Genomic DNA, 23,316 nt, shown 5'->3' with positions numbered 1-23,316 from the left:
GGAGGGAGGGGCTGATGTCTGAATTTATTACGGTAGCTCGCCCCTACGCCAAAGCAGCTTTTGACTTTGCCGTTGAGCACCAAAGCGTTGACCGTTGGCAGGATATGCTGACGTTTGCCGCTGAGGTGACGAAAAACGAACAAATGGCAGAGCTTCTCTCTGGCGCGCTGGCGCCGGAAACGCTCGCTGAGTCGTTTATCGCCGTGTGCGGTGAGCAGCTGGACGAAAGCGGCCAAAACCTGATTAGGGTAATGGCTGAAAATAACCGTCTGAATGCGCTCCCGGATGTTCTTGAGCAGTTTATTCATCTGCGTGCAGCCAGTGAGGCTATCTCTGAGGTAGAAGTCACTTCTGCCAATGCACTGAGTGATGAACAGCTTACGAAGATTAGTGCAGCGATGGAAAAACGTCTGTCACGCAAAGTTAAGCTGAATTGCAAAATCGATAAGTCTGTAATGGCTGGCGTAATCATCCGAGCGGGTGATATGGTCATTGATGGCAGCGTACGCGGCCGTCTTGAGCGCCTTGCAGACGTCTTGCAGTCTTAAGGGGACTGGAGCATGCAACTGAATTCCACCGAAATCAGCGAACTGATCAAGCAGCGCATTGCTCAGTTCAATGTTGTGAGCGAAGCTCACAACGAAGGTACTATTGTTTCTGTAAGTGACGGTGTTATCCGCATTCACGGCCTGGCCGATTGTATGCAGGGTGAGATGATTTCCCTGCCGGGTAACCGTTACGCTATCGCACTGAACCTGGAGCGCGACTCCGTAGGTGCCGTTGTGATGGGTCCATACGCTGACCTCGCCGAAGGCATGAAGGTTAAGTGTACGGGTCGTATTCTGGAAGTTCCGGTTGGCCGTGGCCTGCTGGGTCGTGTGGTGAACACTCTGGGTTCCCCAATTGACGGTAAAGGTCCGGTTGATAACGATGGCTTCTCGCCAATCGAAGTTATCGCACCAGGCGTAATCGAACGTCAGTCCGTCGACCAGCCAGTACAGACAGGTTATAAATCTGTTGATGCCATGATCCCAATCGGTCGTGGCCAGCGTGAGCTGATCATCGGTGACCGTCAGACAGGTAAAACCGCGATGGCAATCGACGCCATCATCAACCAGCGTGATTCCGGTATCAAATGTGTGTACGTGGCTATCGGCCAGAAAGCGTCCACCATTTCTAACGTGGTTCGTAAACTGGAAGAACACGGCGCACTGTCCAACACCATCGTTGTTGTGGCGACCGCGTCTGAATCTGCTGCTCTGCAATACCTGGCGCCATATGCCGGTTGCGCAATGGGCGAATACTTCCGTGACCGCGGTGAAGACGCGCTGATCGTTTACGATGACCTGTCTAAACAGGCTGTTGCTTACCGTCAGGTTTCCCTGCTGCTCCGTCGTCCACCAGGACGTGAAGCATTCCCGGGCGACGTATTTTACCTCCACTCCCGTCTGCTGGAGCGCGCATCCCGCGTAAACGCGGAATACGTTGAGAAGTTCACCAATGGTGAAGTTAAAGGTAAAACCGGCTCCCTGACCGCTCTGCCGATTATCGAAACCCAGGCGGGTGACGTTTCTGCGTTCGTTCCGACCAACGTAATTTCCATTACAGATGGTCAGATCTTCCTGGAAACCAACCTGTTCAACTCCGGTATTCGTCCGGCAGTTAACCCGGGTATCTCCGTATCTCGTGTAGGTGGCGCAGCGCAGACCAAGATCATCAAGAAACTGTCCGGTGGTATTCGTACCGCACTGGCGCAGTATCGTGAACTGGCTGCGTTTTCTCAGTTCGCTTCCGACCTGGATGAAGCTACTCGTAAGCAGCTGAGCCACGGTCAGAAAGTAACTGAACTGCTGAAGCAGAAACAGTACGCCCCAATGTCTGTAGCACAGCAGGGTGTGGTGCTGTTTGCGGCTGAACGCGGTTACCTCGAAGATGTGGAACTGGCGAAAATCGGTAGCTTCGAAGCCGCTCTGCTGGCTTACGTTGACCGTGACCACGCTCCGCTGATGCAAGAGATCAACCAGTCCGGTGGCTATAACGATGAAATCGAAGGCAAGCTGAAAGCTATCCTCGATTCCTTCAAGGCAACCCAGTCCTGGTAACGTCTGGCGGTCTGCTTTAGGGCGGACCGCAAGGCATTGAGGAGAAGCTCATGGCCGGCGCAAAAGAGATACGTAGTAAGATCGCAAGCGTCCAGAACACGCAGAAGATCACTAAAGCGATGGAGATGGTCGCCGCTTCCAAAATGCGTAAATCGCAGGATCGCATGGCGGCCAGCCGTCCTTATGCAGAGACCATGCGCAAAGTGATTGGTCACCTTGCGAATGGTAATCTGGAATATAAGCACCCTTACCTGGAAGAACGCGACGTTAAGCGCGTGGGCTACCTGGTGGTGTCGACCGACCGTGGTCTGTGCGGTGGCTTGAACATTAACCTGTTCAAAAAGCTGCTGGCGGATATGAAAGCATGGTCCGATAAAGGCGTTCAGTGCGATATCGCAATGATCGGCTCTAAGGGCGTGTCTTTCTTTAACTCCGTTGGCGGTAATGTGATTGCTCAGGTAACCGGTATGGGGGATAACCCTTCCCTGTCCGAACTGATCGGTCCGGTTAAAGTGATGCTGCAGGCCTACGATGAAGGTCGTCTGGACAGACTGTACGTTGTCAGCAACAAATTTATTAACACCATGTCTCAGACGCCAACCATCACCCAACTGCTGCCTCTGCCGGCATCAGATGATGATGAATTGAAGCGTAAATCCTGGGATTACCTGTATGAGCCAGACCCGAAAGCGCTGCTGGATACCCTGCTGCGTCGTTATGTCGAGTCTCAGGTTTATCAGGGCGTGGTAGAAAACCTGGCCAGCGAGCAGGCCGCACGTATGGTGGCGATGAAAGCCGCGACCGACAATGGCGGCAGCCTGATTAAAGAGCTGCAGTTGGTATACAACAAAGCTCGTCAGGCCAGCATTACTCAGGAACTCACCGAAATCGTCGGTGGTGCATCCGCGGTATAACCAGGTTAATTCGTAGAGGATTCAAGATGGCTACTGGAAAAATTGTCCAGGTAATCGGCGCCGTGGTTGACGTCGAATTCCCTCAGGATGCCGTACCGCGCGTGTACGATGCTCTTGAGGTTATGAATGGTAAAGAGAGCCTGGTGCTGGAAGTTCAGCAGCAGCTCGGCGGCGGTATCGTACGTACCATCGCCATGGGTTCTTCCGACGGTCTGCGTCGTGGTCTGGAAGTCAAAGATCTCGAGCACCCGATCGAAGTCCCGGTAGGTAAAGCAACTCTGGGTCGTATCATGAACGTCCTGGGTCACCCGATCGACATGAAAGGCGATATCGGTGAAGAAGAGCGTTGGGCTATCCACCGCGCGGCACCTTCCTATGAAGAGCTGTCCAGCTCTCAGGAACTGCTGGAAACCGGCATCAAAGTTATCGACCTGATGTGTCCGTTCGCTAAGGGCGGTAAAGTTGGTCTGTTCGGTGGTGCGGGTGTAGGTAAAACCGTAAACATGATGGAGCTGATCCGTAACATCGCGATCGAACACTCCGGTTACTCCGTGTTTGCGGGCGTGGGTGAACGTACTCGTGAGGGTAACGACTTCTACCACGAAATGACTGACTCCAACGTTCTGGACAAAGTATCCCTGGTATATGGCCAGATGAACGAGCCGCCGGGAAACCGTCTGCGCGTTGCTCTGACCGGTCTGACCATGGCTGAGAAGTTCCGTGACGAAGGTCGTGACGTTCTGCTGTTCGTTGATAACATCTATCGTTACACCCTGGCCGGTACAGAAGTATCCGCTCTGCTGGGTCGTATGCCATCAGCGGTAGGCTACCAGCCGACCTTGGCGGAAGAGATGGGTGTTCTTCAGGAACGTATCACCTCTACCAAAACCGGTTCTATCACCTCCGTTCAGGCGGTATACGTACCTGCGGATGACTTGACTGACCCATCCCCAGCAACCACCTTTGCTCACTTAGATGCAACCGTGGTACTGAGCCGTCAGATCGCCTCTCTGGGTATCTACCCGGCAGTTGACCCGCTGGACTCCACCAGCCGTCAGCTGGATCCGCTGGTTGTTGGTCAGGAACACTACGACACCGCACGTGGCGTACAGTCTCTGCTGCAGCGTTATCAGGAACTGAAAGACATCATCGCCATCCTGGGTATGGATGAACTGTCTGAAGAAGACAAACTGGTGGTAGCACGCGCACGTAAAATTCAGCGCTTCCTGTCCCAGCCGTTCTTCGTTGCGGAAGTATTCACCGGTTCTCCGGGTAAATACGTATCCCTGAAAGACACCATCCGTGGCTTTAAAGGTATCATGGAAGGCGAATACGACCACCTGCCAGAGCAGGCGTTCTACATGGTTGGTTCTATCGACGAAGCCGTGGAAAAAGCCAAAAAACTTTAACGCCTTAATCGGAGGGTGATATGGCAATGACTTACCACCTGGACGTCGTCAGCGCAGAGCAGCAAATGTTCTCTGGTCTGGTCGAAAAAATCCAGGTAACGGGTAGTGAAGGTGAACTGGGTATTTTCCCGGGTCACGCACCGCTGCTCACCGCCATTAAGCCTGGTATGATCCGCATCGTTAAACAGTTCGGTCATGAAGAGTTTATCTATCTGTCTGGCGGCATTCTCGAAGTGCAGCCTGGCAGCGTGACCGTTCTGGCTGATACCGCGATTCGCGGACAGGATCTCGATGAAGCGAGAGCCCTGGAAGCGAAGCGTAAGGCTGAAGAGCACATTAAGAGCTCTCATGGTGACGTGGATTACGCTCAGGCATCTGCGGAACTGGCCAAAGCGATCGCGAAACTGCGCGTTATCGAGTTGACCAAAAAAGCGATGTAACACCGGCTTGAAAAGCACAAAAGCCAGTCTGGTTGCCAGGCTGGCTTTTTTTATGGTTTTGTTTCAGTGAAAGTGGAACTAAAAAGCTGTTTTATTATTTTGTGATTTGTGTCACAAAAATATTGATCGGTTAAAAAATGAGGCGTAGACTCTTTTTTTTGTGATGTGTGTCACATAATTAACTCAGATAAAAACAGGATAGCAACATGAAACTGATTAATAAAATCATCGCCCTTTTCAGCAGCATGGAAGTTTAGTCTTCCCGACCTGCTCTGTGGCGCGATGCTTCATACGGTTATCAGCACGCGCCAGCTGTTATTAAATCCCCCTCCTCCGCTTTATCGTTTGTCCTCTTCCCTTTTAAAACTCTATTTTCCCTGTCTGTTTTTTCTGCTTCTCGCTGAATCATATTAATAAAATTATACTTTTCTTTTGTAACTCTTTATTCATGCAGTAAAAAAATAGCAAAAACATTAACCTAGGCTTTAATAAGAGCAGTCTCCTGGTTTTTGGGAGACAAAAGACGCCGAAATAGACGAAAATAGAGAGTTATCAGAGGGGAAATTTCCCCGATTGAACGTTTTATCTTCGGTCCATTTCACGATGAAAAAAATGTAGTATTTTCAACGTGAAACGGTATAAATTCGTTCTCAAATTACAGTCAGGACGTGTATGTTGAATAATGCTATGAGCGTCGTGATCCTTGCCGCAGGCAAAGGCACGCGTATGTATTCCGATCTCCCTAAAGTGCTGCATACCCTCGCAGGAAAGCCGATGGTTCAGCATGTCATTGATGCCGCTAATGAATTAGGTGCGACTCACGTACATCTGGTCTACGGGCACGGTGGTGATTTGCTTAAGCAGACGCTGAAAGATGGCAATCTAAACTGGATTCTGCAGGCAGAGCAGTTGGGGACCGGCCATGCAATGCAGCAGGCAGCGCCATTCTTTGGTGATGACGAAGACATTTTAATGCTCTATGGCGATGTGCCGCTGATCTCTACCGATACCTTACGTAGCCTGCGTGATGCTAAACCGCAGGGCGGCATCGGCCTGTTAACGGTAAAACTGGATGATCCATCCGGCTATGGGCGTATTACGCGTGAGAACGGTAACGTCACCGGTATCGTCGAGCATAAAGATGCAACTGACGAGCAGCGCCAAATCCAGGAAATCAACACCGGTATTCTGATTGCCAATGGCGCTGATATGAAGCGCTGGCTGTCCAAACTCACCAATAATAATGCGCAGGGTGAATACTACATCACTGATATCATTGCGATGGCGTATCAGGAAGGACGCGAAATTGCTGCGGTACATCCAGCACGTATTAGCGAAACGGAAGGGGTGAATAACCGTCTTCAGTTATCCCGTCTGGAGCGTGTTTATCAGTCCGAGCAAGCAGAGAAACTGCTGCTGGCGGGCGTGATGCTGCGCGATCCTGCACGTTTTGATCTTCGCGGTACGCTTATTCACGGGCGCGATGTTGAAATTGATACTAACGTTATCATTGAAGGTAACGTAACCGTTGGCGATCGCGTCAAGATTGGTGCTGGCTGTATCATCAAAAACAGCGTGATTGGTGAAGGTTGTGAGCTTAGCCCATACAGTGTGGTGGAAGATGCCCATCTGGAAGCCGCTTGCACCATCGGTCCATTCGCGCGTCTGCGCCCGGGTGCTGAGCTGCAGGAAGGCGCGCACGTGGGTAACTTCGTCGAAATGAAAAAAGCGCGTCTGGGTAAAGGTTCTAAAGCCGGTCATCTGACCTATCTGGGCGATGCGGAAATCGGCGATAACGTGAATATCGGCGCGGGTACGATTACCTGCAACTACGATGGTGCCAATAAGTTTAAAACCATTATTGGTGATGATGTGTTTGTGGGTTCTGATACTCAGTTGGTGGCGCCTGTCACCGTGGGTAAAGGTGCCACCATCGCTGCTGGCACTACCGTAACGCGTAATGTCGCCGATAACGAACTGGTATTAAGCCGTGTACCTCAGGTCCATAAACAGGGCTGGCAGCGTCCGGTGAAGAAGAAGTAAGTGATTTTTGCCGGATGGCGGCCTACGTGCGGTGACGTTCTGTAGGCCTGATAAGCGTAAGCGCCATCAGGCAGACAAGAGATGAGGGGATAACATAATCCTCCGCTCAACAAGCAGTACCATAAAAATAACCCCACTCTCTACAAGGCTCGGGGCGCCCGGAAAGGGCAAATACAGGTCAGCGACAACGACAGGCAAATGCCTAAATTCGGAATCAAAAAATATGTGTGGAATTGTTGGCGCTATCGCGCAGCGTGATGTAGCTGAAATCCTTCTCGAAGGTTTACGTCGTCTGGAATATCGTGGTTATGACTCTGCTGGTCTGGCCGTTGTCGATGCTGAAGGCAACATGACCCGTCTGCGTCGTCTGGGTAAAGTGCAGATGCTGACTGCTGCTGCGGAAGAACATCCGCTGCATGGTGGTACAGGTATCGCTCATACCCGTTGGGCGACACACGGTGAACCTTCAGAAGCGAACGCGCATCCCCATGTTTCTGAACACATTGTTGTTGTGCATAACGGCATCATTGAAAACCATGAACCTCTGCGTGAACTACTGAAAACCCGTGGTTATACCTTTGTTTCTGAAACCGACACCGAAGTGATTGCTCACCTGGTGCATTGGGAACTGGAACAGGGTGGTACGCTGCGTGAAGCTGTACTGCGTACTATTCCACAGTTGCGCGGTGCCTATGGCACGGTGATCATGGATACCCGTAACCCAGAAACGCTGCTGGCGGCCCGTTCAGGTAGCCCGCTGGTGATTGGTCTGGGGATGGGGGAAAACTTTATCGCTTCCGATCAGCTGGCGCTGCTGCCGGTAACCCGTCGCTTTATCTTCCTGGAAGAAGGTGACATCGCAGAAGTGACCCGTCGTTCTGTCTCTATTTTTGACAAGTCTGGCGCACAAGTGAAGCGTCAGGATATCGAATCGAATCTGCAGTATGACGCGGGCGAAAAAGGTATTTATCGCCACTACATGCAGAAAGAGATCTACGAACAGCCGAACGCAATTAAAAATACGCTGACCGGGCGCATTAGTCACGGTGAAGTGGATTTAAGCGAGCTGGGTTCACGTGCCAACGAGTTGCTGTCTCAGGTTGAGCATATCCAGATTATCGCCTGCGGTACGTCCTACAACTCCGGTATGGTGTCCCGCTACTGGTTTGAATCGCTGGCTGGTATTCCTTGCGATGTCGAAATCGCTTCCGAGTTCCGCTATCGCAAATCCGCCGTGCGTCGTAACAGTCTGATGATTACCCTTTCCCAGTCCGGTGAAACGGCGGATACCCTGGCGGGTCTGCGCTTATCTAAAGAGCTGGGCTATCTGGGCTCGCTGGCTATTTGTAACGTACCGGGATCTTCTCTGGTGCGCGAATCCGACCTGGCGATGATGACCAATGCCGGTACCGAAATCGGTGTGGCCTCGACGAAAGCATTTACTACCCAACTGACCGTTCTGCTGATGCTGGTGGCGAAACTGTCTCGTCTGAAAGGCCTGGATGCGTCTATCGAGCAGGAGATCGTTCATGGTCTGCAGGCGCTGCCGAGCCGTATTGAGCAGATGCTGTCTCAGGACAAACGCATTGCCGCTCTGGCGGAAGGTTTCTCAGACAAACACCATGCGCTGTTCCTGGGCCGTGGCGATCAGTACCCGATTGCGCTGGAAGGCGCGCTGAAGCTGAAAGAGATCTCTTATATTCACGCTGAAGCATATGCTGCAGGCGAACTGAAACACGGTCCGCTGGCGCTGATTGATGCCGATATGCCGGTTATCGTAGTTGCACCGAACAACGAACTGTTGGAAAAACTGAAATCCAACATTGAAGAAGTTCGCGCTCGTGGCGGTCAGTTGTACGTCTTTGCGGACCAGGATGCTGGCTTTACCAGCAGCGAAAACATGCACATCATTGAGATGCCGCATGTGGAAGAGGTGATTGCACCGATCTTCTACACCGTTCCGCTGCAGTTGCTGGCGTATCACGTGGCGCTGATTAAAGGCACCGACGTGGACCAGCCGCGTAACCTGGCAAAGTCGGTTACCGTAGAGTAATCCGCACTTAACTGAACTGAAAATGCCCTGCTGCAAGCGGGGCATTTTTTTAGCTTGTTCTGTTTTTAATCAATTATCCCGCCTGCTTTATGTGACAAACCGTCATCTTCAACTACTGTTTTCAGTGTCATAAAAAGAAAATTTCAGCGAAATGTTATTGTCATGATGGTGATTAACATTCTGTTTTAAATGTATTTTTAGATAAAAAACTTCCCAAGTTTTTCATTGTCATAAAACTGTCATATTTCGTACATTTAACTGTCACCTGTTTGTCCTATTTTGCTCACAGTAGCAACTCAAACAACGATTTACGAAAACCGTGCAGGAGACATTATGAAAGTTATGCGTACCACTGTCGCAACTGTTGTCGCCGCGACCTTATCCATGAGCGCGTTTTCTGCGTTTGCAGCAGCGAGCCTGACAGGTGCAGGTGCAACCTTCCCTGCGCCAGTGTATGCCAAATGGGCAGATACCTATCAGAAAGAGACCGGTAGCAAAGTAAACTACCAGGGTATCGGCTCCTCCGGTGGTGTAAAACAAATTACGGCCAATACCGTTGATTTCGGCGCCTCAGACGCACCGTTGTCTGACGAGAAACTGGCGCAAGAAGGCCTGTTCCAGTTCCCGACTGTTATCGGTGGTGTGGTGCTGGCGGTGAACATCCCTGGCCTGAAATCCGGCGAACTGGTGCTGGACGGTAAAACGCTGGGCGACATCTACCTCGGTAAAATTAAGAAGTGGGATGATGAAGCCATCACCAAACTGAACCCGGGTCTGAAGCTGCCTTCTCAGAATATCGCCGTTGTGCGTCGTGCTGACGGTTCCGGTACTTCCTTCGTTTTCACCAGCTACCTGGCGAAAGTGAACGAAGAGTGGAAATCTAAAATTGGTTCCGGCTCTACCGTTAACTGGCCGACCGGTCTGGGCGGTAAAGGTAACGACGGTATCGCTGCGTTCGTACAGCGTCTGCCGGGTTCTATCGGCTACGTTGAGTACGCTTACGCTAAGCAGAACAACCTGGCGTACACCAAGCTGGTCTCTGCTGATGGCAAACCGGTAAGTCCGACCGAAGAAAACTTTGCCAACGCTGCAAAAGGCGCTGACTGGAGCAAAACCTTCGCTCAGGATCTGACTAACCAGAAAGGTGACGATGCGTGGCCGATCACTTCCACCACCTTCATCCTGGTGCATAAAGAGCAGAAGAAACCTGAGCAGGGCGCTGAAGTGCTGAAGTTCTTCGATTGGGCGTACAAAAATGGCGGCAAACAGGCTAATGACCTGGATTACGCCAGCCTGCCGGACAGCGTGGTTGAGCAGATTCGTGCTGCATGGAAGACCAACGTGAAGGACAGCAGCGGTAAAGCGCTGTACTAAATACCCGTCATACTTCGAGCCGCAGCTGTGTTGGCTGTGCTTGTTCACCCCAGTCACATAGTGAATCTATGCTCCTGGGTATTCACAAGCTTGCCGCCTTGCTGCAACTCGAATTATTTAGGGTATGGCATTACGTTAGCCGGGAAGCACGATAAAATGCGTGCTTCCTGGCCCAAACTTAAAGAGTGATTTATGGCTGCAACCAAGCCTGCTTTGAACCCACCGGGTAAAAAAGGTGACATGATATTCAGCGCGCTGGTAAAACTGGCTGCGCTGATTGTGCTATTGATGTTGGGTGGCATTATTGTCTCTCTGGTTATCTCCTCCTGGCCAAGCATTCAGAAATTTGGCTTCTCCTTTCTGTGGACTAAAGAATGGGATGCGCCAAACGATATCTACGGTGCATTGGTCCCGATTTACGGTACGCTGGTCACCTCGCTTATCGCACTGCTGATCGCCGTTCCGGTGAGTTTTGGCATTGCCTTATTCCTGACTGAACTTGCTCCTGGTTGGCTGCGTCGCCCGCTGGGTATCGCTATTGAATTGCTGGCGGCAATTCCGAGTATCGTGTACGGCATGTGGGGCCTGTTTATCTTTGCCCCGCTGTTTGCGACTTACTTCCAGGAGCCGGTCGGGAACATCCTTTCCAACATTCCGTTTGTTGGCGCGCTGTTTGCGGGTCCGGCGTTTGGTATCGGTATTCTGGCCGCTGGCGTGATCCTCGCTATCATGATCATCCCGTACATTGCGGCGGTTATGCGCGATGTGTTCGAACAAACGCCGGTGCTGATGAAAGAGTCAGCCTACGGCATCGGTTGTACTACCTGGGAAGTTATCTGGCGCATCGTCCTGCCGTTCACCAAAAACGGCGTGATCGGCGGCGTGATGCTCGGTCTGGGCCGCGCGCTGGGTGAAACCATGGCGGTGACGTTCATCATCGGTAACACCTACCAGCTCGATAGTGCCTCGCTGTACATGCCGGGCAACAGTATTACTTCTGCGCTGGCGAATGAATTTGCCGAAGCGGAATCAGGACTGCACGTTGCCGCGTTGATGGAACTGGGCCTGATTCTGTTTGTGATTACCTTCATCGTGCTGGCGGCGTCTAAGTTCATGATCATGCGCCTTGCGAAGAACGAGGGGGCACGCTAATGGCTACGCTTGAAATGCAAAACACCGCTGCGCTTGCGGAATCCCGCCGTAAAATGCAGGCGCGTCGTCGTCTGAAGAACCGCATCGCGCTGACGCTCTCTATGGCGACCATGGCATTCGGTCTGTTCTGGCTTATCTGGATCCTGATGTCCACGATCACCCGCGGTATTGACGGTATGTCACTGGCGCTGTTCACCGAAATGACACCTCCGCCGAATACGGCTGGTGGTGGTCTGGCGAATGCCCTGGCCGGTAGCGGACTGTTAATTCTGTGGGCGACCGTGTTTGGTACACCGCTTGGTATTATGGCGGGCATCTACCTGGCAGAGTACGGACGTAAGTCCTGGCTGGCTGAGGTGATCCGCTTTATCAACGACATCCTGCTTTCTGCGCCATCAATCGTGGTCGGTCTGTTCGTTTACACCATCGTGGTAGCAAAAATGGAGCACTTCTCCGGCTGGGCGGGCGTTATCGCGCTGGCGCTGCTGCAGGTGCCCATTGTTATTCGTACCACGGAGAACATGCTCAAGCTGGTACCGGATAGCCTGCGTGAAGCCGCCTATGCGCTGGGTACGCCGAAATGGAAGATGATTTCTGCGATCACCCTGAAGGCCTCTGTCTCAGGCATCATTACAGGCGTTTTACTGGCTATTGCACGTATCGCAGGTGAAACGGCTCCGCTGCTGTTTACGTCGCTCTCCAATCAGTTCTGGAGCACCGACATGATGCAGCCTATCGCCAACCTGCCGGTCACTATCTTTAAGTTTGCGATGAGCCCGTTTGCTGAGTGGCAGCAACTGGCCTGGGCCGGGGTACTGATTATTACCCTGTGCGTACTGCTGCTGAACATTCTGGCGCGCGTCATTTTCGCGAAGAAGAAACACGGTTAAGACGAAGTGCCGGATGGCGGCGTAAACGCCTTATCCGGCCTACGATTGAAGACATTTGTAGGCCTGAAAGCTGCGCGGCATCAGGCATGATGAGGAAAAGATTGAAATGAGTATGGTTGATACTGCCCCGGGTAAGATTCAGGTTCGTGATTTGAACTTCTACTATGGCAAGTTCCATGCCCTGAAGAACATCAACCTGGATATTGCCAAAAACCAGGTAACGGCGTTTATCGGGCCGTCAGGCTGTGGTAAATCGACGTTGCTGCGTACGTTCAATAAAATGTTTGAACTGTACCCGGAACAGCGTGCGGAAGGCGAAATCCTGCTGGATGGCGACAATATTCTCACCAACACTCAGGATATCGCTCTGCTGCGTGCCAAAGTGGGCATGGTATTCCAGAAGCCGACGCCGTTCCCGATGTCCATCTACGACAACATCGCTTTTGGCGTGCGTCTGTTTGAGAAACTCTCTCGTGCGGATATGGACGAGCGTGTGCAGTGGGCATTGACCAAGGCCGCGCTGTGGAACGAAACCAAAGATAAATTACACCAGAGCGGGTACTCTCTCTCCGGTGGTCAGCAGCAGCGTCTGTGTATTGCGCGTGGGATCGCCATTCGCCCGGAAGTGCTTCTGCTTGATGAGCCGTGTTCAGCGCTCGACCCTATTTCTACCGGGCGTATCGAAGAGCTGATCACTGAGCTGAAAGAGGATTACACCGTCGTTATCGTTACCCACAACATGCAGCAGGCTGCGCGTTGTTCCGATCACACGGCATTTATGTACCTGGGCGAGTTGATTGAGTTCAGTAACACGGACGATCTGTTCACCAAGCCCGCGAAGAAACAAACTGAAGACTACATCACCGGTCGTTACGGCTGATTCAGGAGCTTGTTGTGGATAATCTTAACCTTAATAAACATATTTCCGGCCAGTTCAATGCAGAGCTGGAAAGCATCCGTACCCAGGTGATGACCATGGGCGGCATGGTCGAGCAGCAGCTTTCTGATGCGATTACCGCCATGCACAATCAGGACAGTGAGCTGGCGAAGCGCGTCATTGAAGGCGATAAGAACGTCAATATGATGGAAGTGGCGATCGACGAGGCCTGCGTGCGTATCATTGCCAAGCGTCAGCCGACCGCCAGTGACTTGCGTCTGGTGATGGCGATTATCAAAACGATCGCTGAGCTGGAACGTATTGGTGACGTTGCGGATAAAATTTGCCGCACCGCGCTGGAGAAATTTTCTCAACAACATCAGCCGCTGCTGGTAAGCCTGGAATCACTGGGTCGCCACACCGTACAAATGCTGCATGACGTGCTGGATGCGTTTGCGCGTATGGATCTTGACGAAGCGGTACGTATTTATCGCGAAGATAAGAAAGTCGACCAGGAGTATGAAGGTATCGTGCGTCAGCTGATGACCTACATGATGGAAGATCCGCGTACCATTCCAAGCGTGCTGACCGCGCTGTTCTGCGCGCGCTCCATCGAGCGTATCGGTGACCGTTGCCAGAATATCTGCGAATACATCTTCTACTTCGTGAAGGGACAAGACTTCCGTCACGTGGGCGGTGATGAGCTGGATAAGCTGCTGGCGGGCAAAGATCCGAAAGAGTGATATTTGTGGCGGGTGGCGCTAACGCTTACCCGCTCTACGAGACATGCAGGCCGGATCAGCGTTAGCGCCATCCGGCCTTTCAGTTATCGCGTAATATTCCAACCCCGCGCCTTCCATAACGCTGGCAACTGCGCCAGATCGGTAAACGTCGTCACTTTTGGATGATCGATTGGTTTGTTATGCGGATCGGCGCAGAAGTAAAACACTTCCATCCCTGCAGCAATCCCCGCCTGCGCACCTGCGCTGGAGTCATCAACCAGAATGCAGTTCTCAACGTTAACGTCCATCGCTTTCGCCGCATGGAACATCAGGGCCGGATCGGGTTTCCAGCGTTGAATATCGTAGCCGCTGAACAGTAAATCAGGGAAATGGTGCAACATACCCAGCTTACCCAGCGAGTGCTGCATTTTGCTGACCGGACCGTTAGATACCACGCACATAGGGACGGTCATGCTGTCCAGCAGCGCATTGGCTCCGGCAATCACCTCCAGTTCCGTATCGAACAGACGTGCGACCTCTGCGCGGTAAACCGGTTCTAATTCGGCTTTTGCCAGTTCGACACCGTGCTCTTCGTTGATAATGTCGATGATCTCGTACAGCTTTACCCCCTTGAAGCGTTTAAAAGTTTCTTCAAGATCGAGCGTAATGCCGAACGCCTGGAACATGCTGACATACGCGCGAGAACAAATCACTTCACTGTCGACAAGGGTACCGTCACAGTCAAAAAATACGGCTTCTATCTGGGACATGTCATTTCCGTTTTAACAAGTTTAACGTTTTCGTAATGCATTATTGGGCGACGCAATCGTTGCCGTATAAGCAAAATCAATGAAAAAAGTTGCTCATAACCCAACCCTATTGTCGCATTTTGGTATAGGATAGCGACGAATTTTCCCTCCTTGTTCGGAAATTGATAATGAGTCAACAACACACAACCCAGGCTTCTGGCCAGGGGATGCTGGAACGCGTGTTCAAACTGCGCGAACATGGCACGACGGCACGGACCGAAGTGATCGCCGGTTTAACCACCTTCCTGACGATGGTGTATATCGTTTTTGTTAACCCGCAAATTCTTGGCGTGGCTGGCATGGATACCAGCGCCGTCTTTGTAACCACCTGCCTGATTGCTGCATTTGGTAGCATCCTGATGGGCCTGTTTGCCAACCTGCCGGTCGCACTTGCGCCTGCTATGGGTCTGAATGCGTTCTTCGCCTTCGTGGTCGTTGGCGCGATGGGCCTGTCATGGCAGATCGGTATGGGCGCAATCTTCTGGGGCGCGGTAGGTCTGTTGCTACTGACGATTTTCCGCGTACGTTACTGGATGATTGCCAACATCCCGGTTAGCTTGCGCGTGGGGATCACCAGCGGTATTGGTCTGTTCATCGGCATGATGGGGCTGAAAAACGCTGGTGTTATCGTCGCCAACCAAGACACCCTGGTGTCTATTGGTAACCTGACGTCCCACAGCGTACTGCTCGGTATTCTGGGCTTCTTTATCATCGCGATTCTGGCTTCACGTAACATCCATGCGGCGGTACTGATCTCTATCATTGTGACCACGCTGCTGGGTTGGATGCTGGGCGATGTCCATTACAACGGGATCGTCTCCGCGCCGCCGAGCGTAATGTCCGTTATCGGGCATGTTGATCTGGCTGGTTCGTTTAACATTGGTCTTGCGGGCGTAATTTTCTCGTTCATGCTGGTCAACCTGTTCGACTCCTCCGGTACGCTAATTGGCGTCACGGATAAAGCCGGTCTGGCGGATGCGAAGGGTAAGTTTCCGCGTATGAAGCAGGCGCTGTATGTGGATAGCGTGTCATCGGTTGCTGGTGCGTTTATCGGTACTTCTTCCGTTACCGCGTATATCGAGTCTTCTTCCGGGGTTTCTGTCGGTGGACGTACTGGCCTGACCGCGGTAGTTGTTGGCCTGTTGTTCCTGCTGGTTATCTTCCTGTCGCCGCTGGCGGGAATGGTACCGGGATATGCGGCCGCTGGTGCGCTGATTTACGTTGGCGTCCTGATGACATCAAGCCTGTCACGCGTGAAGTGGGATGACCTGACTGAAGCCGTTCCGGCGTTTATTACCGCCGTGATGATGCCGTTTAGCTTCTCGATTACCGAAGGTATCGCGCTGGGCTTTATTTCCTACTGTGTGATGAAAATCGGTACCGGACGTTTCCGCGATCTCAGCCCGTGCGTCATCGTTGTCGCACTGCTGTTTGTGTTGAAGATTGTGTTTATCGACGCACATTAATTGCCGCTGAGACGGTGCTGCGCGAGGCGTGTAGACCTGATAAGCGCAGCGCCATCAGGCAAATTTGATAACCGGATACGGCCCGCCAGGCATTGCAGCCAGCGGGCTTTTTCTTTTAGGCTTTCACACGCTGGATGTAGTCGCCAAATGCGGTCAGCTGGCCGGTTAGATGGTCCAGCGTACTTTGGTCGATCACTTCACCTGTCTGCGGGTCCACTTTGTTCTGAATCACGCCGCCCATAAATTCCGGTTTATTCATTACCATGGCGTCGAGGAACACCAGGATCTGACGCAGATGGTACTGGCAGCGCGCGCCGCCAATGGCGCCCATGGAGCTGGTCTGGATCAGCACCGGCTTACCCGATAATGGCTGATCCGGCAGGCGGGACAGCCAGTCGATGGCGTTCTTCAGTCCGCCAGGCACGGAATAGTTATATTCCGGTGTCACGATGACGACACCGTCAGCCTTCCTGATTTGCTCTGCCAGCGCTTCTACGCTTGCCGGAAAACCTTCTTCCTGCTGGAGGTCGGCATCGTACAGTGGGATATCACCAATTGATGGCAACGCGTTGACTTCCATTCCTGCTGGAGCAATCTTGGGCAGCGTACGGGCAACCATTCCATTAAACGAACCTTTGCGTAGACTTCCCAGTAACGTAACAACATTCAATGTTTCTGACATGGTGACTCCTGTTTCATCATAAAGGTTAAATCAAAGCGTATGGCTCTTCGCTGCGCATAATTGAGAGAACCGGATCAGACGACCCGTAGGCTCATTGGCGCGGGTCTGGATATCAGGCAAACTTTTCCAGTCCTGTTTACCATCAAACTCCCAAACCTTGAGTTTTTCAATGGTTGGCGTAACCGCAACCGACCACACCAGAACATCTTCCGCATCGCAAATGGCTTCAACCTGCGCAACATGGGCACATTTCAGACGTCCTGCGCCGGGTAAAAGCTGGAGTTCGTGTGGATCATCATTGCTTACATCGCCGGTGAGTTTGAGTACGCTCTGGCGCAACGTAATGAGCTGCGCGCGTGCTTCGTTGGGGTCGTTTTGGTTATTGATCCACAGATTTTCGTTGCTGGAGAAGCGCCATGTTTCCGTTGAATGCGGATGGTGAAAGCTGCGGGTAGCTCGCTGCAGTTCCATATCCAGCCCGCACGTTCCTTCAGTTGTTAGCGCAACGCCAACGATATTCCCGGCATAAGAAATCGAAAATCCCGGCAGGTTCTTATCGCGAAAAATGGGCTTACCTTTGGCCTGAGTAACAATCTCGGGCAGCGTACTGGTGCCGTAAAGCATAAACATCAGTTCAGCGAGTAAACTTCGGGAAGCCAGGAAACGTGTTCGGCGATGAGCGGGGAGATCTCTTGCTTCGATATGACATGGAGAAGGGAGGCGAGCTGAAACCAGGTGTCCCTCCGTAAGAATCCCTCTGGCAAAATGTGTCGCCATTTTTCGCTCCGTGATTAATGGTCCGTGATAATTACCAGAGTAACATTTACGCGGCATCCAGGCAGGCTTTGCTGCCCAAAAAGTAAGCTGAAATAGAATACATTACGCGATATTTACATTTCTGTTGCCAGAATAGTCGATTTAGCAACAAAGTGGCGGTGCAACGTCAGGACATGTCGCGATAAAGCGCCTTGATGGTGTCTTTCAACCAGACGATCTTAGGATTATGACTGTTACGTTTGTGCCAAAGAAGGGTGAACGGTACGCGCATTTTTTCCAGCTGCGCGGCATCAAAAGGCATAGGACGCGCCACGAGCGGAAGCTGGTGGAGTTGGTTATAACGCTGGCAATAAACCGGAGCTGTGGCTATTAGCGCGTGATCCGGCTGGGCGGCCATAAACAGCGACTGCTCAAAACCGGGCAGACATAACGCAATATTGCGCGCGCGCCCCATCTCTTGCAGGACTTCATCCAGCGCCCAGGTATCGCTTTGCTCCCAGCTAATGCTGATGTGCGGATAGCGCAGAAATGTGTCCAGATTCCACTCTTCCTGCAATGCCGGATGATCTTCACGTAGCCAGACACAGGGGAGATCGGAAAACAGCACTTCATGGTCGATCGACAACGGCAGCAAACTCAACAGTTCACGCGAACGCGGATGGCTTTCCCGGCCAGTAAAGCCGATATCCACTTCGCCGCGAATAATTGCATCCAGCGAATCATAGTCCCAGTTGCGTATTTTGATCGTCGCCTGGGGATAACGCTGATAGATCTGTCGGGAGAGCGCGTTAAACATGATCATCACCAGCGGCGTTTCGGCCACCAGATCAAACTTCAGCCCGCGCGGCGCTTCATGGTGCGGCTTATCCAGCAACTGGTTGCTCATCTGCATCCACTCTGCCAGGTTCTGTTCCATGCTGACCATCAGCGGTGTTGGCGTTAGCCCCAGCGGGGTGTTTACAAACAGTGGATCGTCAAACCAGGCCCGCAGTTTCGACAGCGACTTGCTGACCGCCGACGGCGTGACGTTCATCCGTTTGGCAGTTTTGGTAACACTGCGTTCCTGCATCAACAGCTGCAGGCAGAGCAATAAATTAAGATCTAGACTGCTGAGGGATTTCTTCATGAGTTGGCGTGGACCGGTTAGGTGCAACAGTGATAATCAGCATGATACTCACTATGCTACAGCCAATCAGAATCCCGATCAGCATATTCAGCGCATCAAGACCGAGCACCGCCGCCAGCCATATCCACAGCGAGGAACCGCAAACCTGCGCAATACCTAACGCCGAGCTGGCAACGCCCGCACGCAGCGAGAAAGGTCCCAGCGCCTGGCTCATCGCGACACCGAAGCCGACCGAGAACCCGGCACAGATTAAGGTCAGCCCAAACAGCGTCACCATGTGCGAACTGGCAAGGGTTAACACCACGCCGGCAGACAGAAACAGCACTTGTGAGGTCAGCATCAGAACACGAGGTTTAAACACGCTCAGGGCGAATGGCGTAGAGAACGAGACCGCCATACTGATGCCTGCGGTCATGGCCATCGTGGTGGCGTACTCACCACGGTCAAAGCCCATCACTTCCATCAACAGCACCGGCGAAGTATTCACGAAGGTCAGGATCACCGACACGCTGAGAGTGGTGATGGCCAGGCGGCTTAAGAAAAAACGGTTCACCAGCGATTCAGATAGGTGGTTCTTCTCTGCAGATGCCGGGAGCGTCGCTGGGCGCGATTCTCGCAAGATAAACACTGACAGCAAGCAAACGGCCACACCCATACCGATCATCGTGTAGAACAGGCTCTGCCACGGGTATTTGAGCATAATCAGATGCCCCATCACCGGCGCCAGTACCGGCACGATACAGGTGATACCGTTCAACAGCGACAGTACCTTCGCCCGGCGGCGATCGTCGAGCGTATCGCGCAGGATGGCGAAAGCCACCACATAGCAGCAGCCTGCGCCTACGCCCTGAATAAAGCGGCCTGTGAGAAACGGCGTACCGCTTTCGGCGAATGAACACAGCGCAGAGGCGAAAATAAAGATGAGGGCGCCGACAATAGCGACGGGTTTGCGTCCTGACTGGTCGGCAATTTTCCCGGCAAACAGCATCGCCGTCGCCATTCCCGCCAGATAAACCGAAAACGCGATATGCAGTTGCGCCTCGCTGGCCTGTAAATCGGCAGCAATACGGGGCAGCCCCACCAGATACATATCAATACCCGCGGGATAGAGTAACACCAGGGCGAAACTGCAGATTAGAAAGCGTGTCATAGCGACCTCATGAGGAATGTGGCGCTAAGCATACGGGCAGAGAGTCAACTGCACGAGTTGCCATTTGGACAACAGTGATTTCCATATGGGAAATTACTTGTAGCCGGATAGCCGCTTTGCTTTATCCGACTTACGGGTACTGTAGGCCCGGTAGGCATCGCACCACCGGGCAACACAACGTTACTTGCCAATACAGAAGCTGGAGAAAATCCTTCCCAGCAGATCGTCGGAGGTAAATTCCCCGGTGATCTCACTGAGGTTCTGCTGCGCCAGACGTAGTTCCTCTGCCAGCAATTCTCCGGCCCATGCTCCGAGCAGTTGGGCTTTACCCTGCTCGAGATGCTCCGCCGCTTCTGCCAGCGCCTGCAGGTGACGACGGCGCGCCAGGAAGCCGCCTTCCATATTGGTTTCAAAGCCCATGCTCTGTTTGAGATGGTTACGCAGCACGTCAACGCCTTCACCGGTACGCGCAGAGAGGCGAACCAGTGAGTGGCCATTTACTTCGCTAAGGCCCAGCGTCTCACCGGTAATATCCGCTTTGTTACGCACCACGGTAATCGGCAGTTTGGCTGGCAGACGGGCAATAAAGTCTGGCCAGATGTCAGCCGGGTCCACGGCGTCGGTGGTGGTGCCATCAACCATAAACAGAACGCGGTCGGCCTGTTCAATTTCCTGCCACGCGCGTTCGATACCAATGCGTTCAACTTCATCGCTGGCATCGCGCAGACCGGCAGTGTCGATGATGTGCAGCGGCATACCGTCGATATGAATATGCTCACGCAGTACGTCGCGAGTCGTACCCGCAATGTCGGTCACAATGGCCGCCTCACGACCTGCCAGCGCGTTCAGTAGGCTTGATTTCCCGGCATTTGGGCGACCGGCAATGACCACCTTCATCCCTTCGCGCAGCAGGCTGCCCTGACGCGCTTCGGCACGAACAGCATCGAGATCGCTGATAACGTTGTTGAGCTGCGCTTCAATCTTACCATCAGACAGGAAGTCGATTTCTTCATCCGGAAAGTCGATCGCCGCTTCCACGTAGATGCGCAGGTGAGTGAGCGCTTCCACAAGATGATTTACCCGTGCAGAAAATGCGCCCTGCAACGAGTTCAGCGCCGAGCGAGCGGCTTGCTCTGAGCTGGCATCGATCAGGTCGGCAATTGCCTCTGCCTGGGCCAGATCAAGCTTATCATTGAGAAACGCACGCTCGGAGAATTCACCCGGTCTGGCAATGCGCAGCCCGGGAATGATCAGAATACGTTTAAGCAGCAGATCGAGAATCACCGGACCGCCGTGGCCCTGAAGCTCTAAAACATCTTCACCGGTAAAGGAGTTCGGACCGGGGAACCACAGGGCAATTCCCTGATCCAGCGTGCTGCCATCCGCGTCTTTAAACGGCAGATAGTCGGCATAGCGCGGTTTTGGTAGTTTCCCCAGTACGGTTTCTGCAACCTCGCGCGCCTTCAGGCCGGAGATGCGCAGGATACCCACGCCACCACGTCCCGGAGGGGTGGCCTGAGCGACGATGGTGTCGTTATGGTTCATGATAGCTCTCTTGTAAATGTAAAAAAGGCGGTCTAACGACCGCCTTCTCTGGCATTAACTTTACCGTGAATACTCGAAATAATTCAAGTTGCAGGAAGGCGGCAAGCAAATGCAGCCAACGCCCCTGCGACTAATATCAGGAGTTTTTCTTCTCGCGGCTATGCAGGCCACGTTTCTCCAGACCACGGTAAATCAGCTGCTGCTGAATAATGGTTACCAGGTTGCTGACGATATAGTACAGCACCAGACCTGACGGGAACCACAGGAAGAACACGGTGAAGATGACCGGCATAAAGGTCATGATCTTCTGCTGCATCGGGTCGGTCACGGTGGTCGGAGACATCTTCTGAATGAAGAACATCGTCACGCCCATCAGGATCGGCAGGATGTAGTACGGGTCCTGTGCAGACAGGTCATGGATCCACAGAGCGAACGGCGCATGACGCAGTTCAATGGAGCCCATCAGCATGTAGTACAACGCCAGGAAGATTGGCATCTGGATGATCAGCGGGAAGCAGCCGCCCAGCGGGTTAACCTTCTCAGCTTTGTACAGGGCCATCATTTCCTGGCTCTGACGCTGTTTGTCATCGCCCAGACGCTCACGCATAGCCTGAATCTTCGGCTGCAGCATACGCATCTTCGCCATGGAGGTGTACTGCGCTTTGGTCAGCGGGTACATGATGCCACGAACGATAAAGGTGATAACGATGATGGAGAAGCCCCAGTTACCCAGGAAGCTATGGATCCACTTCAGCAGTTTGAACAGCGGCTGAGAGATGAACCACAACCAGCCGTAATCCACGGTCAGATCCAGGTGCGGTGCAACTGCCGCCATTTTATCCTGAATTTCCGGGCCGACCCACAGGGTGCTGGTCATCGCGCCAGTCTGGCCAGGCTGAACCAGTACCGGCTGTGATTTATAGCCGATAGCGGCAATGCCGTTACCCAGGTTAGCGGTATAGAAGTTGTTGGTGCCGTCGTTACGCGGAACCCATGCCGTTGCGAAATACTGTTGCAGCATTGCGACCCAGCCGTCTTTAGCATTGACGTTCAGGTTTTCGTTTTCAGCAATGGTGTCGAATTTGTATTTCTCATACTTTTCATCCGGCGTGGAGTACGCCGCGCCACGGAAGGTGTGCAGCGCAAAGTTGCTGCTACCAGTGTCGCGATGAGATGGCAGATTGATGGATTGCTTCAGCTGACCAAAGGTGGAGACTTCCAGCGGTTTTTCGCCGGCGTTCTGCACGCTGTAGTTAACGTTGACAGCATATTCACCGCGCTTGAGTACAAACGTTTTAGTGAATGTGTTACCCGCTGCGTCAGTATAGGTCATCGGGATCTGCAGTTCGTTCTGACCGTCAGCCAGTACAAACGCGTCTTTTTCGACGTTGTACAGCGGACGCGGGCCGTTAGCCGGGTTATCCGGGCCGTCACGACCTGTCAGGCCACTCTGTGCCTGGTAGATGAACTGTGGCGTGGTTTCCAGTAACTGGAACGGTTCGGTAGAACCGAGTTCTTTCGGGTAAGCTGGCAGTGAAGCCTGTTCCACATCACCACCACGGGTGTTGATGGTCAGATCAAGCACGTCAGTTTTAACCGTAATCAGTTTCCCCTGGCCACTGGCCGGTACGCCCTGGTCTGCGGCGCTACCCGCTGCGGTGGTCGTTGTCTGCGTGGTCTGTTGGGCCTGAGGTTGCGGGTTTTTATCCTGCTCCCAGGCTTGCCAGATCATGAAAGACACGAACAGCAAAGCGATGACTAAAAGATTGCGTTGCGAATCCATCG

At 52.8% G+C, this 23,316-nt stretch carries 20 protein-coding genes; 13 read left to right on the top strand and 7 right to left on the bottom strand.

Translation table 11 applies throughout. The features are described 5' to 3' along the window. Positions 1-14: 14 nt before the first annotated feature. From atpH to phoU, 12 genes are all read left to right on the top strand, one after another. A complete protein-coding gene (atpH, locus tag OGV75_RS07430) occupies positions 15-548 on the top strand; it encodes a F0F1 ATP synthase subunit delta (protein ID WP_006687767.1) in 534 nt (177 codons plus the stop codon). A 12-nt stretch (positions 549-560) separates the two neighbouring features. Further along, positions 561-2,102 (top strand): F0F1 ATP synthase subunit alpha, encoded by a 1,542-nt coding sequence (gene atpA / locus OGV75_RS07425; RefSeq protein ID WP_003023802.1) that lies wholly within the window; start codon positions 561-563, stop codon positions 2,100-2,102. Positions 2,103-2,152: 50 nt separating this feature from the next. After that, on the top strand, positions 2,153-3,016 hold the full coding sequence (gene atpG / locus OGV75_RS07420; protein WP_016155083.1) for a F0F1 ATP synthase subunit gamma: 864 nt from the start codon (positions 2,153-2,155) through the stop codon (positions 3,014-3,016). A gap of 26 nt (positions 3,017-3,042) precedes the next feature. Further along, positions 3,043-4,425 carry a F0F1 ATP synthase subunit beta gene (gene atpD / locus OGV75_RS07415; RefSeq protein WP_003023806.1) on the top strand — a complete coding sequence of 461 codons (1,383 nt, stop codon included), beginning with the start codon at positions 3,043-3,045 and terminating at the stop codon, positions 4,423-4,425. Positions 4,426-4,445: 20 nt separating this feature from the next. Beyond that, the gene (locus OGV75_RS07410; protein ID WP_003023809.1) at positions 4,446-4,865 is read left to right on the top strand and encodes a F0F1 ATP synthase subunit epsilon; all 420 of its coding nucleotides are present in this window, start codon (positions 4,446-4,448) and stop codon (positions 4,863-4,865) included. A gap of 672 nt (positions 4,866-5,537) precedes the next feature. Beyond that, positions 5,538-6,908, top strand: coding sequence for a bifunctional UDP-N-acetylglucosamine diphosphorylase/glucosamine-1-phosphate N-acetyltransferase GlmU (glmU, locus tag OGV75_RS07405; RefSeq protein ID WP_019077996.1), 1,371 nt, complete (start codon positions 5,538-5,540; stop codon positions 6,906-6,908). Positions 6,909-7,131: 223 nt separating this feature from the next. Continuing rightward, the gene (glmS, locus tag OGV75_RS07400) at positions 7,132-8,961 is read left to right on the top strand and encodes a glutamine--fructose-6-phosphate transaminase (isomerizing) (RefSeq protein ID WP_016155081.1); all 1,830 of its coding nucleotides are present in this window, start codon (positions 7,132-7,134) and stop codon (positions 8,959-8,961) included. Between the two features lie 333 nt (positions 8,962-9,294). After that, positions 9,295-10,335, top strand: a complete 1,041-nt coding sequence (gene pstS, locus OGV75_RS07395) for a phosphate ABC transporter substrate-binding protein PstS (protein WP_016155079.1) — start codon at positions 9,295-9,297, stop codon at positions 10,333-10,335. A 192-nt stretch (positions 10,336-10,527) separates the two neighbouring features. Further along, a complete protein-coding gene (gene pstC / locus OGV75_RS07390; RefSeq protein WP_016155078.1) occupies positions 10,528-11,487 on the top strand; it encodes a phosphate ABC transporter permease PstC in 960 nt (319 codons plus the stop codon). Next, positions 11,487-12,377 (top strand): phosphate ABC transporter permease PstA, encoded by an 891-nt coding sequence (gene pstA / locus OGV75_RS07385; protein WP_016155077.1) that lies wholly within the window; start codon positions 11,487-11,489, stop codon positions 12,375-12,377. Before pstC ends, pstA begins: the two co-directional genes overlap by 1 nt. A gap of 106 nt (positions 12,378-12,483) precedes the next feature. Beyond that, positions 12,484-13,257: a phosphate ABC transporter ATP-binding protein PstB gene (gene pstB / locus OGV75_RS07380; RefSeq protein ID WP_003023821.1), complete on the top strand. Its 774-nt coding sequence runs from the start codon at positions 12,484-12,486 to the stop codon at positions 13,255-13,257. Between the two features lie 14 nt (positions 13,258-13,271). Continuing rightward, positions 13,272-13,997: a phosphate signaling complex protein PhoU gene (phoU, locus tag OGV75_RS07375; protein ID WP_003023824.1), complete on the top strand. Its 726-nt coding sequence runs from the start codon at positions 13,272-13,274 to the stop codon at positions 13,995-13,997. 83 nt (positions 13,998-14,080) lie between these two features. Here the strand turns inward: phoU and yieH are convergent, their stop codons facing one another. Continuing rightward, positions 14,081-14,746 carry a 6-phosphogluconate phosphatase gene (gene yieH, locus OGV75_RS07370; RefSeq protein WP_047358455.1) on the bottom strand — a complete coding sequence of 222 codons (666 nt, stop codon included), beginning with the start codon at positions 14,744-14,746 and terminating at the stop codon, positions 14,081-14,083. A 167-nt stretch (positions 14,747-14,913) separates the two neighbouring features. Between yieH and adeP the strand changes: the two genes are divergently transcribed. After that, entirely contained in the window at positions 14,914-16,251 is a 1,338-nt protein-coding gene (gene adeP / locus OGV75_RS07365) for an adenine permease AdeP (RefSeq protein ID WP_016155075.1), read from the top strand. A gap of 115 nt (positions 16,252-16,366) precedes the next feature. Here the strand turns inward: adeP and OGV75_RS07360 are convergent, their stop codons facing one another. The 6 genes from OGV75_RS07360 to yidC form a co-directional block, all read right to left on the bottom strand. After that, positions 16,367-16,933, bottom strand: coding sequence for an NADPH-dependent FMN reductase (locus OGV75_RS07360; protein WP_003827046.1), 567 nt, complete (start codon positions 16,931-16,933; stop codon positions 16,367-16,369). A 30-nt stretch (positions 16,934-16,963) separates the two neighbouring features. Beyond that, positions 16,964-17,710 carry a 4'-phosphopantetheinyl transferase family protein gene (locus tag OGV75_RS07355; RefSeq protein ID WP_016155074.1) on the bottom strand — a complete coding sequence of 249 codons (747 nt, stop codon included), beginning with the start codon at positions 17,708-17,710 and terminating at the stop codon, positions 16,964-16,966. Positions 17,711-17,876: 166 nt separating this feature from the next. Beyond that, complete coding sequence (gene yidZ, locus OGV75_RS07350; protein ID WP_016155073.1) at positions 17,877-18,836, bottom strand: HTH-type transcriptional regulator YidZ; 960 nt, start codon at positions 18,834-18,836, stop codon at positions 17,877-17,879. Continuing rightward, positions 18,805-19,986, bottom strand: a complete 1,182-nt coding sequence (locus OGV75_RS07345; RefSeq protein WP_049271660.1) for an MFS transporter — start codon at positions 19,984-19,986, stop codon at positions 18,805-18,807. Before OGV75_RS07345 ends, yidZ begins: the two co-directional genes overlap by 32 nt. 180 nt (positions 19,987-20,166) lie before the next feature. Beyond that, positions 20,167-21,531 (bottom strand): tRNA uridine-5-carboxymethylaminomethyl(34) synthesis GTPase MnmE, encoded by a 1,365-nt coding sequence (gene mnmE / locus OGV75_RS07340; RefSeq protein ID WP_016157817.1) that lies wholly within the window; start codon positions 21,529-21,531, stop codon positions 20,167-20,169. A gap of 136 nt (positions 21,532-21,667) precedes the next feature. Next, positions 21,668-23,314: a membrane protein insertase YidC gene (gene yidC, locus OGV75_RS07335; RefSeq protein WP_003023844.1), complete on the bottom strand. Its 1,647-nt coding sequence runs from the start codon at positions 23,312-23,314 to the stop codon at positions 21,668-21,670. Positions 23,315-23,316: the final 2 nt, after the last annotated feature.

This window comes from Citrobacter sp. Cb028 (assembly GCF_030336705.1).
GTDB classification, from domain to species: Bacteria; Pseudomonadota; Gammaproteobacteria; order Enterobacterales; family Enterobacteriaceae; genus Citrobacter; species Citrobacter braakii.
Note: the sequence above shows the minus strand (reverse complement) of the source record. Positions and strands in the feature narration are given on the sequence as shown.

Coding starts and splice junctions, on each gene's coding strand:
- atpH (WP_006687767.1), top strand. CDS start 15: ATGTCTGAATTTATTACGGTAGCTCGCCCCTACGCCAAAGCAGCTTTT.
- atpA (WP_003023802.1), top strand. CDS start 561: ATGCAACTGAATTCCACCGAAATCAGCGAACTGATCAAGCAGCGCATT.
- atpG (WP_016155083.1), top strand. CDS start 2,153: ATGGCCGGCGCAAAAGAGATACGTAGTAAGATCGCAAGCGTCCAGAAC.
- atpD (WP_003023806.1), top strand. CDS start 3,043: ATGGCTACTGGAAAAATTGTCCAGGTAATCGGCGCCGTGGTTGACGTC.
- OGV75_RS07410 (WP_003023809.1), top strand. CDS start 4,446: ATGGCAATGACTTACCACCTGGACGTCGTCAGCGCAGAGCAGCAAATG.
- glmU (WP_019077996.1), top strand. CDS start 5,538: ATGTTGAATAATGCTATGAGCGTCGTGATCCTTGCCGCAGGCAAAGGC.
- glmS (WP_016155081.1), top strand. CDS start 7,132: ATGTGTGGAATTGTTGGCGCTATCGCGCAGCGTGATGTAGCTGAAATC.
- pstS (WP_016155079.1), top strand. CDS start 9,295: ATGAAAGTTATGCGTACCACTGTCGCAACTGTTGTCGCCGCGACCTTA.
- pstC (WP_016155078.1), top strand. CDS start 10,528: ATGGCTGCAACCAAGCCTGCTTTGAACCCACCGGGTAAAAAAGGTGAC.
- pstA (WP_016155077.1), top strand. CDS start 11,487: ATGGCTACGCTTGAAATGCAAAACACCGCTGCGCTTGCGGAATCCCGC.
- pstB (WP_003023821.1), top strand. CDS start 12,484: ATGAGTATGGTTGATACTGCCCCGGGTAAGATTCAGGTTCGTGATTTG.
- yieH (WP_047358455.1), bottom strand. CDS start 14,746: ATGTCCCAGATAGAAGCCGTATTTTTTGACTGTGACGGTACCCTTGTC.
- adeP (WP_016155075.1), top strand. CDS start 14,914: ATGAGTCAACAACACACAACCCAGGCTTCTGGCCAGGGGATGCTGGAA.
- OGV75_RS07360 (WP_003827046.1), bottom strand. CDS start 16,933: ATGTCAGAAACATTGAATGTTGTTACGTTACTGGGAAGTCTACGCAAA.
- OGV75_RS07355 (WP_016155074.1), bottom strand. CDS start 17,710: ATGGCGACACATTTTGCCAGAGGGATTCTTACGGAGGGACACCTGGTT.
- yidZ (WP_016155073.1), bottom strand. CDS start 18,836: ATGAAGAAATCCCTCAGCAGTCTAGATCTTAATTTATTGCTCTGCCTG.
- OGV75_RS07345 (WP_049271660.1), bottom strand. CDS start 19,986: ATGACACGCTTTCTAATCTGCAGTTTCGCCCTGGTGTTACTCTATCCC.
- mnmE (WP_016157817.1), bottom strand. CDS start 21,531: ATGAACCATAACGACACCATCGTCGCTCAGGCCACCCCTCCGGGACGT.
- yidC (WP_003023844.1), bottom strand. CDS start 23,314: ATGGATTCGCAACGCAATCTTTTAGTCATCGCTTTGCTGTTCGTGTCT.